This is a genomic window from Mesorhizobium sp. M5C.F.Ca.ET.164.01.1.1, assembly GCF_004792125.1.
Classification (GTDB): domain Bacteria; phylum Pseudomonadota; class Alphaproteobacteria; order Rhizobiales; family Rhizobiaceae; genus Mesorhizobium; species Mesorhizobium wenxiniae.
In genome coordinates, this window is sequence record NZ_SRTG01000001.1 from 3,266,553 (window position 1) to 3,279,455 (window position 12,903).

Genomic DNA, 12,903 nt, shown 5'->3' on the forward strand with positions numbered 1-12,903 from the left:
ACGCCTTGCCAGTTGGCCGGGCGGCCGCACCCGCGAAGCCGAAAGGCTGCGGGTGAGGAAAGTCCGGGCTCCATGGAGACACGGTGCCGGTTAATGGCCGGCGGGGGCGACCCTAGGGAAAGTGCCACAGAAAGCAAACCGCCACGATCCGTCGTGGTAAGGGTGAAAGGGTGGGGTAAGAGCCCACCGCGCGACTGGCAACAGGAGCGGCACGGTAAACCCCACCGGGAGCAAGACCGAATAGGGACGGTGCGAGGGGAAACCCTCGAGGGCTGTTTCCGGCTCACCGTCCGGGTAGGTTGCGTGAGGTGCATGGCAACATGCGCCCAAGATGAATGGCCGCCACGTTCTCGCGCCGCAAGGGGCGAGGCCATACAGAACCCGGCTTACAGGCCAGCTGGCAATTTCTTCCAGATTACAAGGAAAATCCTTGATATCAGCAGGTTGCGTCTTCAGGCGCGCCTGCTGGTTCAGGCGCTTCATTGATTGAATCAGCTTTGCTGATTGTGCGCGGAACAAGCGTTTTTTGAAGTCGGTGCGATTAAATCGTACCATTTGTACGGGCAATATCAGGCGCATCATGGGTCAGGTCGACAAACGCAGTATCACGCTTTCGCCGGAACTGGCGGCGGCGGTCGACGATGTGGTCGCCGCCGGCGAGTACGCTTCGGCGAGCGAGGTGATCCGCGACGCGCTCAGGCAATGGAAGGACCGGCGCGATCTGCACGGCTATACCGTCGAGGAGTTGCGCAAGCTGGTGCAGGAGGGGATCGACAGCGGGCCGGCGCTGGACGGGCCGCCAATCCTGGAACAATTGCGCGCCAAATATCTGAAAATGGCCGAGGCCAAAGGCCTTGAGGAGTGAAATACCGCCTGCTTCCTCAGGCGTTGATCGACCTCGAAATTATCGGCGACTACATTGCCGGATACAATCCTAATGCGGCAATCCGCATCGTGGATACCTTGGAGAGGCGTTGGGATTGCTGACCCTGCACCCCTTCTCAGGCGCGCCGCGCGAAGACATTGCGCCTGGCATCCGCCACTTGATCGTCGGCGAGTATCTAACCTTGTACCGTGTTGGCGAGGATGCCGTCGAGATCCTGCGAGTGCTGCATGGCCGGCGCAATATCGAAGCTGACGATCTGGCTTCCTGATCGGTTCGTTCAGCCGCTGATACCGTCCAGCGACGCTTCGATCGCCTGCCAAAGCTCTTCCACCGGCTCGCAGCCGACCGACAGGCGAACGAAGCCGGGCGGAACGACATCACCCCAGCGGGCGCGCCGCTCGGCCGAAGAGTGGACGCCGCCGAAGGAGGTCGCCGGCTGGATCAGGGCGCAGGCGCCGATGAACGCTTCGGCCTTGGCTTCACTCCCCAGGTCAAGGCCGATAAGAAAGCCGAAACGCCCCATCTGGGTGATCGCCAGATTGTGCGAAGGGTCATCTTCCAGTCCAGGAAAGCGGACGGATTTCACGGCCCGATGATTTGTCAGGCGTCGGGCGATCAGTTCGGCCGACGTGCACATGCGGTCGAAGCGGACTTCCAGCGTCTCGAGGCCTCGATGAACCAGCCAGGCTTCGAACGGTCCGGGGATGGAGCCCGACAGTTTCCGCCAGTCACGGATGGCAGTTATGATCTCGGCGTCCCGGCTGGCGACATGGCCAAACAGCGCGTCGGAATGGCCATTGGGCGCCTTGGTGTCAGCAGCAACGACGATATCGGCACCGAGATCGAGCGGGCGCTGACCGTAAGGCGTCATCGTGGTGTTATCGGCGAAGACCAGCGCGCCGGCCTCGTGCGCAAGGCGCGCCACGCCGGCCATGTCGCAAATGTCCAGCCCGGGATTGGATGGGGTCTCGACGAACACCAGCCGGTAGCCGGAAAAACCGCCGTCCAGAAAGGACTTGGTCGGTCTTGTGTCGAACGAGACGTCGAAAGGTTTGAGGAAGCGCTCGGCAAGCACGCGCGGCGTGTAGTAACCATCGGACGGCAACAGGATGCGATCGCCTGCCTTGAGCAGCGCGAAAAAGACCGCCGCGATCGCGGCCATGCCCGACGGGAACGCTACCGACGGCGCGTCCTCAAGGTGGCCGAGCATGTCTTCCACCGCGTCCCATGTCGGGTTGTCGGAGCGTCCGTACTGGCTGACACCGGCCGGGTTGCCAGGCAGATGGAAAGTTGTCGTCATTATCAGCGGCAGCGAGACCGGGTCGCCCTTAGCGAGCTTGACGCTGCGCAAATGGGCAAGGGTGGCGGCGCGCGACTTCGCTGTTTCGGACATCGTTTTTCGAACCCTGACTTTGAGGAGAAGAATGCGCAGACGCTATGCCGGGACTCACCGGCAGGCAAGCGCCGAACCGCGCCGGCAAACCGCTCTAAACGCTTCGTTAGGCTTAATGGAGCATAAAGACGGGAGTGCCGTCAGAGCTGCTCTCATCGGTTGTGCCGCGCGCGTTTGTGAAGCCTATTCCCGTTGACGCCCATAGCGCCCCATGATATCCCATTTCGTTATTCAAGCCTTCGTTCCGCGTCAGGGTGAAGCGTACGCCAATCGGCCAGCCGCGGCGGCTGCGCGTTCGCCTGTTTTCGCCTTTCAGAACGAAGTGAGTTTTGGGCAGGGACCGCGCCGCGGCGGCGCGGGCGGGAAGATGCAGAGGGGTGCGGCGGCGCAAGCGGCCGTAACGCGTAATGGACCGGTTTCTGTCAAGCGCGGTGAACAGGATCGATGCGAAGGGGCGGGTGTCCGTTCCAGCGCATTTCCGTGCGGTTGTGCAGAAACGCGGCTATTCGGAACTCTATGCGCTGCGCTGCCTGGACCGTCCGGCGATGGATGTCGGCGGGCTCGACCTGCTCGACCGCTACGAGCAGCGCATGGCGCAGGAAGACCCTTTCCTGCAGACGGCGGACGACATGTCGTTCTTCTGCCATGGAGATGGAACCTTTCTCAAGCTCGATCAGGACGGCCGCATCTCAATGACCGATTTCATCCGCGAGCACACCGGCATTTCCGCGGAAGCAGCGTTTGTCGGCCGCGGCAATTTCTTTCAGATCTGGGAACCTGGACGGCTCACCGCCTATGGGGCGGAAGCACGCGCCCGGCTTTTGCAGCTTCGGCAGGGGACGAAGCCTGGGGAGCGGCCGGAATGATGGCGGGCTACGGCGATGACCCTCACGCCGCTGGCGGACCGGCCCGTCACATTCCGGTCCTCCTTGCCGAAGTGCTGGAGGCGCTTTCGCCTAAAGCGGGCGAGGTGATCGTCGACGGCACATTCGGCGCCGGCGGCTACACCAAAGCCATTCTGGCATGCGGCGCCTCGGTCGTCGCCATCGACCGCGATCCCGATGCGATTGCCACCGGTCGTGCCCTCGAACAACAATCGGGCGGCAGGCTCCGGCTTGTTCAGGCGCCATTCTCGACGTTGGACGAGCATGTCGAAAGCGCCGAAGGCGTCGTGCTCGACATCGGCATCTCATCCATGCAGATCGACCAGGCGGAGCGCGGTTTTTCGTTCCGGGCCGACGGACCGCTCGATATGCGCATGGCCCAGGCTGGTCTCAGCGCCGCCGATGTCGTCAACAGCTTCAAAGTGGGCGACCTTGCCCGCATCTTCGGGTTCCTTGGCGAAGAGCGCCATGCCGGCCGCATCGCCCGCATGATCGAAAGCCGTCGCGAAAAGCATGCGTTCGAGCGCACGCTCGACCTTGCCGATGCCATCGAGACGCATGTCGGCCGCGCGCCGAAGGACAAGATCCATCCGGCGACCCGCGTCTTCCAGGCGCTGCGCATTTTCGTCAACGACGAACTCGGCGAACTGGCCAAAGCGCTGTTTGCGGCTGAACGCGTGCTGAAACCGGGCGGGCGGCTGGCCGTCGTGACGTTCCACTCCCTGGAAGACCGCATCGTCAAACGCTTCATCGCCGATCGCGCCGATGCGGCATCCGGATCGCGGCACCTGCCCGAGGCGCAGGCGCGCAGCGCCACCTTCAAAAAGGTGGGCAGCGGCGTGACGCCTGATGAGGCCGAGATATCTGCCAATCCGCGGGCGCGCTCGGCAAGGCTGCGCGCTGCGATCCGCACCGACCCACCGCCGCGCACCGGCGACTTTTCGATTTTCGGGCTTCCAAAGCTTCCTGAGCCAAGACTTCCCGGCGTCAATCGGCCGGGAGAAAGGTGAGCACGTGTTTCGTACCAGCGACATAGTCCTGATCGCCGTGATGGTTTCGGCTGCGGCCTTGACCTACAAGACCAAGCGCGAGGCCGAGGAGCAATTGGCGGCGGTGCACAAGATCCAAGCTCAGATCCGCTACGAGGAGGATACGATCGATCTCCTGAAGGCGGACTGGAGCCTGCTGACCCAGCCGTCGCGCCTGCAAAAGCTGGCCGAGATCTATAGATCGCAACTCGAGCTCGAGCCGGTCAGCGCCCGCCAGATCATCGGGCTGGACGATCTGCCAGCAAAACCCCTCACCATCGAGGACCTTTCGTCCGAGCGACTGGGTGGCATGGCCGACAATTCTGGCAAAGGACCCTTGGGCGGCAAGGACCCTGTGGTCACCGGAGGCATCGTCCAATGATTCCCAGACTTCCATTGATCGCCAGACTGCTGAAGCGCCCCGCCAAATCGGAAGACGGATCGATTGTGGTCGAAGGCGCCCGCAAAGCGACCGGCGGCAAGGGCAGGACCCGCATCGTAATGACGATGGCGGTGTTCTTCGGCATCTATTTGACCATCACCGGGCGGCTGGTCTATCTCGGTTTCCAGAATCCCGATCTGTCCGGTGGCCCGCAGAGCCGGGTGACGGCGTCACGACCCGACATCGTCGACCGCAACGGCGAAGTGCTGGCGACGGACATCAAGACGGCGTCGCTGTTTGCCGAACCGCGCCGCATCGTCGACGCCGACGAGGCGATCGAAAAGCTGGCGACGGTGCTTCCGGAAATCGACTACGAGCAGACCTACCATAAGCTGAAGAGCGGCGCCGGCTTCGTCTGGCTGCAGCGGCAACTGACGCCCAAGCAGCAATCGGATATCATGCAACTCGGCATTCCCGGCTTCGGCTTCCGCACCGAAAAGCGCCGCTTCTATCCGGCCGGCGAAACCTCGTCCTACATTGTCGGGCTCACCAACATCGACAATCAGGGCATCTCCGGCATGGAGAAATACATCGACGAACAGGGGCTGAGCGACCTTCAGGCGTCGGGACTTGCGGTGGCCAAGGATCTGAAGCCGGTGCAGCTCTCGATCGACCTGCGCGTCCAGCATATCGTGCGTGACGAGGTCGCCACCGGCATGGAGAAATACCGCGCAATCGCAGCAGGCGCCGTCGTTCTCAACATCAAGACCGGCGAAGTGATGGCGATGGCCTCGGTTCCGGATTTCGATCCCAACAACCCGTACAATGCGCAGGACAAGGACCGCTTGAACCGCATGTCGGCCGGCCTTTACGAAATGGGTTCGACCTTGAAGAGCTTTACCACCGCCATGGCGCTCGATTCCGGCAAAGTGACGCTGGAAAGCCGTTTCGACGCTTCGCGCCCGATCAGGATCGGCCGTCAGACCATCCATGATTTTCACGGCAAGGCCCGGGTGCTGTCGGTGCCCGAAGTGTTCATCTACTCGTCCAACATCGGTTCGGCCAAGGAAGCCGAAGCGGTCGGCATCGAGGGGCACCGCGAATTCCTGCATCGCCTGGGCATCCTCGAAAAGATGCAGACGGAACTGCCGGAGGTCGCCCGCCCGACCGAGCCCAAAATCTGGAAACAGGTCCATTCGATCACCATCGCCTTCGGTCACGGCGTGTCGACGACGCCGCTGCAGACGGCGGTCGGCTGTGCCGCGCTGGTGAACGGCGGCTATCTGATCCAGCCGACATTCCTGAGGCGCGCGCAGGAACAGGCGATGTCGGTGGCCAAGAAAGTTGTCAGAGACAAGACCTCCGAGAGCATGCGCTATCTCTACGCACTGAACGCCGAGAAAGGCTCAGGCAGGAACGCCAGGGTTCCTGGCTATCGCGTCGGCGGCAAGACCGGAACGGCAGAGAAGGTTGTCAACGGCCGCTACTCAAAGGACAAGAATTTCAACGCCTTCGTCGCAGCTTTCCCGATGGACGATCCGCAATACATCGTGCTTACGATCGTCGACGAACCGAAGCCGGAAAAACCCGGCATGGGTGCAACGGCCGCCTCGAATGCTGGTGTCATGGCTGCAAACATTATCCGACGTTCAGCTTCCATGCTTGGCGTGAAGCCAGATTTCAGCCATGAAAATGGCGCAACGCTGGTTTCCTATCAGTGATTCTTGGGGCGCGCCGGCAACTGCGCGCTATTTTGTTGCTATGAACGGGGTTCGATGAAGCTGAAAGATCTAGCCGGTATCCTGTCTGTCGAGGGGACAGCTTCCTTCGATACGGAGGTTACCGGGATTTCGTCGGATTCCCGCCAGGTAGCACCGGGCGTGGTCTTCTTCGCGCTCACTGGCACAAAGGCCGATGGCGCGGCCTATGCCGCCGATGCCGCCAGTCGCGGCGCAGTGGCGATCGTGGCCGGCAAGGGCAGCGTCGTCGCCGGACTGCCGGTGCCCGTTCTCGCCGTCGACGATCCGCGCCTTGCGCTGGCGCTGAGTGCCGCCCGCTACTTCGGCAGGCAGCCGCAAACCATGGTCGCGGTGACCGGTACCAGCGGCAAGACATCGGTTGCGGCCTTCACAAGACAGATATGGGAGCACTCAGGGTTTGCCGCTGCTTCGATAGGCACGACCGGCGTGGTGGCGCCGGGCCGCAACGAATATGGCTCGCTGACCACCCCCGACCCGGTAGATCTGCACAGGCTGCTGAAGGAACTGGCGGATACCGGCGTCACCCACGCATCGATGGAGGCCTCCAGCCACGGCCTCGACCAGCGCCGGCTCGACGGCGTGAAGCTCGCAGCCGGCGGGTTCACCAATCTCGGCCGGGACCACATGGACTATCATCCGACAGTCGAGGACTATCATCGCGCCAAGCTGCGCCTGTTCGACGCGCTGCTGCCGAAGGACGCGCCGGCCGTCATTTTTGCCGACGATCCGTGGTCGGAGCCGACGATCCGGGCGGCGAAGGCGGCAGGATTGGATGTGCTGACGGTCGGCCGCCACGGCGAGTTCCTGAGACTGAAGCGGGTCGAGCACGAGCGCCACCGCCAGCGCGCCGAAGTGGAAGTCGATGGCGTTCTCCACGAGGTCGACCTGCCGCTGGCCGGGGATTTCCAGATCGCCAATGCCCTGGTTTCGGCGGGCCTCGCCATTTCTACTGGAACGCCTGCCGCCAAAGCCCTGATGGCGTTGGAGAAATTGAAGGGCGCGCCGGGTCGGCTCGACCTCGTTGGGACAACATCCCATGGTGCGCCGGTCTATGTCGATTATGCGCACAAGCCGGACGCGCTGGAAAACGTGCTGGCGTCGGTGCGGCCGTTCACCACCGGCCGCGTCATCGTCGTGTTCGGCTGTGGCGGCGACCGCGACCGGGGCAAGCGTCCGATCATGGGTGAAATCGCTACGCGGCTCGCCGATGTCGTTATCGTCACCGACGACAATCCGCGTTCGGAAGTGCCTGAAACGATCCGCGCCGCGATCCTTGCCGCTGCACCCGGCGCCGTCGAGATCGGCGATCGGCGCAAGGCGATCCACGAGGCAGTCGCCATGCTCCACGGCGGCGATACGCTGATCGTGGCCGGCAAGGGCCATGAGGAAGGCCAGACCATCGGCGCCGAGACGCTGCATTTTTCCGACCATGAGGAAGTCCGCGCCGCGCTCCAGGAGCGCGCCCCATGAGCTTTCTGTGGACCTCCGAGGATCTCGTCGCCGCCATGGGCGGACGACCGCTCGGTCTGATGCCGCAGGGTATCAGCGGCATCTCGATCGACAGCCGCAGCCTTGAGCCGGGCGATGCTTTCTTCGCCATCAAGGGCGAGGCGATGGATGGCCATGATTTCGCGACCGCCGCCATCAAGGCCGGCGCCGGCGTGCTGGTCGTCGCCGAGGGCAAGCTGCCGTCGCTCGGGCGGCTGACGGCGCCGATGATCGTCGTCCAGGACGTGCTGGCGGGGCTGGAAAAGCTAGGGCTGGCCGCCCGCGCGCGCTCGAACGCCAAGATTATCGCGGTGACCGGTTCGGCGGGCAAGACCACCACCAAGGAAGCGCTGCGCCATGTGCTGTCCGCGGTCGGCAAGGTGCACGCATCGGCCCAGTCTTTCAACAACCACTGGGGCGTCCCGCTGACGCTGGCGCGGATGCCGGTGGATTGCGACTATGCCGTGTTCGAGATCGGCATGAACCATCCCGACGAGATCCGGCCGCTGGCCAAGATGGTCCGGCCGCATGTCGCCATCGTCACGCTGATCGCCGCGGCACATCTCGGCTTCTTCCGCAATCTGGACGAGATCGCCAGGGCCAAGGCCGAGATTTTCGAGGGGCTGGAACCGGATGGTGCTGTCCTTCTCAACCGCGACGACCCGCGCTGGAAGCTTCTGGACAAGATGGCAAGAGCCGCCGGCGTCCAGCACATTTACGGCTTTGGCGAGAATGCCCGGGCGACCTTCAAACTGCTCGAATGCGGGCTGCATGCAGATCATTCTATCATCACCGCCAAGATCGGCGGTCAGGAAATCACCGCCAGGGTTGGCGCGCCGGGCCGACATATGGTGCAGAACGTGCTGGCCGTGCTGGGCGCCGCGCATCTGGTCGGCGCCGACATCGCCAGGGTGGCGACGGCGCTGGCCGATCTTTCGGCCGAACGCGGACGCGGCAAGCGCCACGTGCTGCGTCACCCGAAAGGTCCGATCACGCTGATCGACGAGAGCTACAACGCCAATCCGGCGTCGATGAGCGCTGCAATGGCGCTGCTCAACGCGACGCCGGTGTCGGGCGAAGGGAGGCGCATCGCGGTGCTCGGCGACATGCTCGAACTGGGCGACCATTCGGCGAAGCTGCACGCAGCCCTTGCCGATCTCATTGCCGGCACCGAAACGCGCACGGTCTTTCTCGCCGGCCCGGAAATGCGGGCGCTGGCCGACACCCTTCCTGATGAGATCGAGACGGAGTATCGCGCCGGCGCAGAGGATCTGAAACTGGTGCTCCTGTCGGCGCTGAAGCCTGGCGACGTGGTGATGATCAAATCGTCGAAAGGCATCGGGTTTTCCAAATTGGTCGAGGCATTGCTCAGCAAATTTCCGGCGGTAGCCACAACCGCCAAACAGGCCTAGAGCCAGGTCCGGGGACCGAATCGCATGTTCACACTGCTCGTCGAATTCGCGGACAAGATCTCGGTCTTCAACGTCTTTCGCTACATAACCTTCCGTACCGGCGGCGCGCTGATCACCGCGGCGCTGATCGTCTTCATCTTCGGGCCGGCTATCATCAATTCGCTGAGGCTGCGGCAGGGCAAGGGCCAGCCGATCCGCGCCGACGGGCCGCAGACGCATTTCAAGAAGGCCGGCACGCCGACCATGGGCGGGCTGATGATCCTGTGTGGCATCATCGGCTCGTCGCTTTTGTGGGCGAACCTGTCCAGCATCTATGTCTGGGTGGTGCTGCTGGTGACCCTGGGTTTCGGCTCGATCGGGTTCTACGACGATTATCTCAAGGTGACGAAGCAATCGCATCTTGGGTTTTCCGGCAAGGCGCGGCTGGGGCTTGAATTCGTCATCGCCGGCATCGCCGCCTGGGTGATCATGCACAATGGCCAGGCGCCGTTCTCGTCGTCACTGACTTTCCCCTTCGCCAAGGAATTTCTCATCAATCTGGGCTGGTTCTTCATCCCGTTCTCGTGCTTCGTCATCGTCGGCGCCGGCAATGCGGTGAACCTGACCGATGGCCTCGACGGGCTGGCGATCGTGCCGATCATGATCGCAGCGGCGTCCTTCGGCGTCATCGCCTATCTCTCCGGCAATGCGGTATTCGCCGAATATCTGCAGATCCATTTCGTGCCTGGCACCGGTGAATTGGCGGTGGTCCTCGGCGCAGTGATCGGCGCCGGCCTCGGCTTCCTGTGGTTCAACGCACCGCCGGCGGCGATCTTCATGGGCGATACCGGCTCGCTGGCCCTGGGCGGCCTGATCGGCACGGTCGCAGTTGCCGCCAAGCACGAGATCGTGCTGGTCATCGTCGGCGGCTTGTTCGTCGTCGAGATCCTGTCGGTCATCATCCAGGTCGGCTACTTCAAGATGACCGGCAAGCGGGTGTTCCTGATGGCGCCGATCCACCATCATTTCGAAAAGCTCGGCTGGACCGAAAGTCAGGTGGTGATCCGCTTCTGGATCATCGCCGTCATCCTGGCGCTGGTCGGCCTGTCGACCCTGAAGCTCCGATAGGAGGCCGCTTGATCCCCGCCACATCCTTCGCAGGCAAGCGCGTTTCGCTCTTCGGGCTTGGCGGCTCGGGGATCGCCACGGCGCGCGCGCTGATCGAGGGCGGAGCGGACGTGCTCGCCTGGGACGACAATCCCGGCAGTGTCGCCAATGCCGCGGCCGTCGGGATCGCGACCGGCGATCTGCGCGGCGCCGACTGGGCGAAGTTCTCGGCCTTCGTGCTGTCGCCCGGCGTGCCGCTGACGCATCCGAAGCCGCACTGGACAGTGGAACTGGCGCGCGCTTCAGGCGTCGAGATCATTGGCGACATCGAGCTGTTCTGCCGGCAGCGGACGTTGCTGGCGCCGGCAGCGCCCTTCATCGCCATTACCGGCACCAACGGCAAATCGACGACGACGGCGCTGACGGCGCATATCCTGAAATCGGCCGGACGCGACACGCAGATGGGCGGCAATATCGGCCGCGCGGTGATGACGCTCGATCCACCGGAGCCTAGGCGGCATTATGTCGTGGAATGCTCGTCCTACCAGATTGACCTGGCGCCCTCGATCAATCCGACCGCCGGCGTCCTGCTCAATCTGACGCCGGATCATCTCGACCGTCATGGCACGATGCAGCACTACGCCGCGATCAAGGAACGGCTGGCGGCCGGCAGCGAAACGGCAATCGTCGGTGTCGACGATTCCTGGTGCGCCCAGGCCGCCGACCGGCTGGAGCGGGCGGGCCGGCACGTCATCCGCATTTCCAAACGCCTGCCGCTGACCGATGGCTATTTTGCCGACGGCACCAATCTGATGGAGGCGGTGCATGGCCGTTACAGCCGCGTTGCCTTTCTCGAAGGCATCGGCTCGCTGCGCGGCCAGCACAATGCGCAGAATGCGTTGGCCGCTATCGCCGCCTGCCTCAAGATCGGGCTCGAGCTGGGCGAGATCCAATCGGGGCTGGAGAGCTTTCCCGGGCTGGCGCACCGCATGGAGCAGGTCGGCCGCAAGGGCCATGTGCTGTTCATCAACGATTCCAAGGCGACCAATGCCGATGCGGCAGCGCCCGCATTGTCCAGCTTTCCGCGCATTTACTGGATTGCCGGCGGGTTGCCGAAAGAGGGTGGCATCGAGCCGTTGCGCGGCCTCTTTCCGCGCGTCGCCAAGGCCTATTTGATTGGTGAGGCCGCACCAGCCTTCTCGGCGACGCTCGGCGAGGCGGTGCCTTACGAGATCTCCGGCACGCTGGCCGCAGCAGTCGAGCATGCCGCAAGCGACGCGGCCAGGGATGATGACAACGGCGAGGTGGTGGTGCTGCTTTCGCCGGCCTGCGCCAGTTTCGACCAATTCAAGAATTTCGAAGTGCGCGGCGAAGCCTTCAGGCAAGCTGCGAGCACTATTGATGGCGTGAAGCTCATCGGAGGGGCACGATAATGCAAAGCCGTCTCGACAAAAGCCCGGTCGCCACCTGGTGGTGGACGGTCGATCGCTGGTTCCTGGCTGCGTTCCTGTCGCTGATGGGACTCGGCATCGTACTCTCTTTCGCGGCAAGCCCGGCGGTGGCCCAGCGCATCGGCCTGGACAGTTTCCACTTCGCCACACGGCAGATCATCTTCACCATTCCCGCACTTGGCGTGATGCTGGCCGTCTCCTTCCTGGAATCGCGGCAGATCAGACGCATGGCCCTGGCGATGCTGTGCGTCATGCTGGTGCTGATGGTGGCGGTACTCTACATCGGCGTCGAGGTGAAGGGCGCGCGGCGCTGGGTGTCGCTCGCCGGCGTGTCGATCCAGCCGTCGGAATTCCTGAAGCCGGCGTTCGTCGTCATCTGCGCCTGGCTGTTTGCCGAACACAAGCGCCAGCCCGACATTCCAGGCAATCTGTTCGCCATGCTGCTGCTGGCCCTCGTCATTTCGCTGCTGGTGGCGCAGCCTGATTTCGGCCAGACAATGCTGGTGCTCGGCACCTGGGGGGTGATGTTCTTCATGGCCGGACTGCCATGGCTGTGGATCATCGCGCTGGGCGCTGCCGGCATCGGCGGCGTGTTTGCCGCCTATACGGTGTTCCCGCATGTCGCCGGCCGCATCGATCGCTTCATGACCGGCGAGGGCGATACGTTCCAGGTCGACATGGGCCGCGATGCGCTGATCAATGGCGGCTGGTTCGGCGTCGGGCCGGGCGAGGGCACCGTCAAGCGGGTCATACCCGACAGCCATGCCGATTTCGTCTTCTCGGTGGCCGGCGAGGAGTTCGGACTGATCATGTGCTTCTTCATCATGACCATCTTTGCCTTCATCGTGCTGCGCGGCCTCAGCACCGCGCTCAAGGAGCAGGATGATTTCACCCGCTATGCGGTTGGCGGCCTGGTCACCGTTTTCGGTCTGCAGTCTGTCATCAACATGGCCGTCAATCTGCAGCTGATGCCTGCCAAGGGCATGACCTTGCCATTCATCTCCTATGGTGGCTCCTCGCAGATCGCCATCGCAATCTCGATGGGCATGGTGCTGGCGCTGACCCGCAAGCGGCCGGAAAAGCGCAAGCAGTTGGGCTTCGCACCGTCGCAGCGCGCCATGCCGGCGGAGTGA

The 12,903-nt window shown here is 63.3% G+C and carries 12 protein-coding genes and 1 other RNA gene; 12 read left to right on the forward strand and 1 reads right to left on the reverse strand.

Going from position 1 to position 12,903, the window contains the following annotated elements:
- Positions 1-8: 8 nt before the first annotated feature.
- The 3 genes from rnpB to EN807_RS36585 all read left to right on the forward strand — a co-directional run bounded on the left by rnpB (position 9) and on the right by EN807_RS36585 (position 1,154).
- Positions 9-405, forward strand: an RNA gene (gene rnpB / locus EN807_RS16100) — RNase P RNA component class A.
- Between the two features lie 175 nt (positions 406-580).
- Entirely contained in the window at positions 581-865 is a 285-nt protein-coding gene (locus EN807_RS16105; protein WP_135935646.1) for a type II toxin-antitoxin system ParD family antitoxin, read from the forward strand.
- A gap of 109 nt (positions 866-974) precedes the next feature.
- Positions 975-1,154 (forward strand): type II toxin-antitoxin system RelE/ParE family toxin, encoded by a 180-nt coding sequence (locus EN807_RS36585; RefSeq protein ID WP_246684120.1) that lies wholly within the window; start codon positions 975-977, stop codon positions 1,152-1,154.
- A gap of 9 nt (positions 1,155-1,163) precedes the next feature.
- On the opposite strand, the gene EN807_RS16115 is transcribed toward EN807_RS36585, so the two are convergent.
- The gene (locus EN807_RS16115; protein ID WP_135935647.1) at positions 1,164-2,279 is read right to left on the reverse strand and encodes a cystathionine gamma-lyase; all 1,116 of its coding nucleotides are present in this window, start codon (positions 2,277-2,279) and stop codon (positions 1,164-1,166) included.
- Positions 2,280-2,686: 407 nt separating this feature from the next.
- Between EN807_RS16115 and mraZ the strand changes: the two genes are divergently transcribed.
- Genes mraZ through ftsW form a run of 9 tightly spaced genes read left to right on the forward strand, consistent with a single transcriptional unit; the run spans position 2,687 to position 12,903 of the window.
- A complete protein-coding gene (gene mraZ, locus EN807_RS16120) occupies positions 2,687-3,145 on the forward strand; it encodes a division/cell wall cluster transcriptional repressor MraZ (protein WP_135935648.1) in 459 nt (152 codons plus the stop codon).
- A complete protein-coding gene (gene rsmH / locus EN807_RS16125) occupies positions 3,142-4,173 on the forward strand; it encodes a 16S rRNA (cytosine(1402)-N(4))-methyltransferase RsmH (protein WP_135935649.1) in 1,032 nt (343 codons plus the stop codon). Before mraZ ends, rsmH begins: the two co-directional genes overlap by 4 nt.
- A 4-nt stretch (positions 4,174-4,177) precedes the next feature.
- Complete coding sequence (locus EN807_RS16130) at positions 4,178-4,573, forward strand: hypothetical protein (protein ID WP_065010317.1); 396 nt, start codon at positions 4,178-4,180, stop codon at positions 4,571-4,573.
- The gene (locus EN807_RS16135) at positions 4,570-6,294 is read left to right on the forward strand and encodes a penicillin-binding protein 2 (RefSeq protein WP_189522428.1); all 1,725 of its coding nucleotides are present in this window, start codon (positions 4,570-4,572) and stop codon (positions 6,292-6,294) included. Before EN807_RS16130 ends, EN807_RS16135 begins: the two co-directional genes overlap by 4 nt.
- Before the next feature lie 54 nt (positions 6,295-6,348).
- Positions 6,349-7,803, forward strand: a complete 1,455-nt coding sequence (locus tag EN807_RS16140; RefSeq protein WP_135935650.1) for a UDP-N-acetylmuramoyl-L-alanyl-D-glutamate--2,6-diaminopimelate ligase — start codon at positions 6,349-6,351, stop codon at positions 7,801-7,803.
- A complete protein-coding gene (locus tag EN807_RS16145) occupies positions 7,800-9,233 on the forward strand; it encodes a UDP-N-acetylmuramoylalanyl-D-glutamyl-2,6-diaminopimelate--D-alanyl-D-alanine ligase (RefSeq protein WP_135935651.1) in 1,434 nt (477 codons plus the stop codon). Before EN807_RS16140 ends, EN807_RS16145 begins: the two co-directional genes overlap by 4 nt.
- Before the next feature lie 24 nt (positions 9,234-9,257).
- On the forward strand, positions 9,258-10,340 hold the full coding sequence (gene mraY / locus EN807_RS16150; RefSeq protein WP_127318909.1) for a phospho-N-acetylmuramoyl-pentapeptide-transferase: 1,083 nt from the start codon (positions 9,258-9,260) through the stop codon (positions 10,338-10,340).
- Positions 10,341-10,348: 8 nt separating this feature from the next.
- Entirely contained in the window at positions 10,349-11,752 is a 1,404-nt protein-coding gene (gene murD, locus EN807_RS16155; protein WP_135935652.1) for a UDP-N-acetylmuramoyl-L-alanine--D-glutamate ligase, read from the forward strand.
- On the forward strand, positions 11,752-12,903 hold the full coding sequence (gene ftsW, locus EN807_RS16160; protein WP_029351459.1) for a putative lipid II flippase FtsW: 1,152 nt from the start codon (positions 11,752-11,754) through the stop codon (positions 12,901-12,903). The genes murD and ftsW overlap by 1 nt, the downstream gene beginning before the upstream one ends.